The organism is Vibrio sp. 10N.286.48.C11 (assembly GCF_041469805.1).
GTDB lineage: Bacteria > Pseudomonadota > Gammaproteobacteria > Enterobacterales > Vibrionaceae > Vibrio > Vibrio crassostreae_C.
In genome coordinates, this window is sequence record NZ_JBFRLK010000173.1 from 1 (window position 1) to 1,055 (window position 1,055).

Sequence of the window (1,055 nt, forward strand, 5' to 3'; positions counted from 1 at the left end):
AAGATTTTAGCTACAACACCAGCACCAACTGTACGGCCACCTTCGCGGATTGCGAAACGTAGACCTTCGTCCATTGCGATTGGAGCGATTAGCTCAACAGTCATTTGAACGTTGTCACCTGGCATTACCATTTCTACGCCTTCTGGTAGAGTGATGTCGCCTGTTACGTCAGTTGTACGGAAGTAGAACTGTGGACGGTAACCTTTGAAGAAAGGAGTGTGACGGCCGCCTTCGTCTTTAGAAAGTACGTATACTTCAGACTCAAACTTAGTGTGTGGGTTGATAGAACCTTTCGCAGAAAGTACTTGACCACGTTCAACGTCATCACGCTTAGTACCACGTAGAAGTGCACCAACGTTCTCACCTGCACGACCTTCGTCAAGCAGTTTACGGAACATTTCAACACCAGTACAAGTAGTAAGAGTAGTCTCTTTGATACCAACGATTTCTACTTCGTCACCTACACGTAGGATACCGCGCTCGATACGACCAGTTACAACAGTACCACGACCTTGAATTGAGAATACATCTTCAATTGGTAGTAGGAACGGTTGGTCAACTGCACGCTCTGGCTCAGGAATGTAAGAATCTAGTGCTTCTGCAAGCTCAACGATCTTGTCTTCCCACTGCTTCTCGCCGTTTAGTGCGCCAAGTGCAGAACCTTGGATAACTGGTAGGTCATCACCTGGGAAGTCGTATTCAGAAAGAAGTTCACGAACTTCCATCTCAACTAGCTCAAGTAGCTCTTCGTCATCTACCATGTCACATTTGTTCATGAATACGATGATGTAAGGGATACCAACTTGACGACCAAGTAGGATGTGCTCACGAGTTTGAGGCATAGGGCCGTCAGTCGCAGCAACAACTAGGATACCGCCGTCCATTTGTGCAGCACCAGTGATCATGTTTTTAACATAATCCGCGTGTCCTGGACAGTCTACGTGTGCGTAGTGACGTGCTGGAGTGTCGTACTCAACGTGAGAAGTTGCGATTGTGATACCGCGCTCACGCTCTTCTGGAGCGTTATCGATAGATGCGAAATCTTTAGCAACACC

Annotated in this window: 1 protein-coding gene; it reads right to left on the bottom strand. The window is 47.3% G+C overall.

Annotation, left to right across the window (positions count from 1 at the left end; translation table 11 throughout):
* The coding region (gene tuf / locus AB4209_RS22450) for an elongation factor Tu (protein WP_137001546.1) at positions 1-1,055 on the bottom strand (1,055 nt) is incomplete at both ends.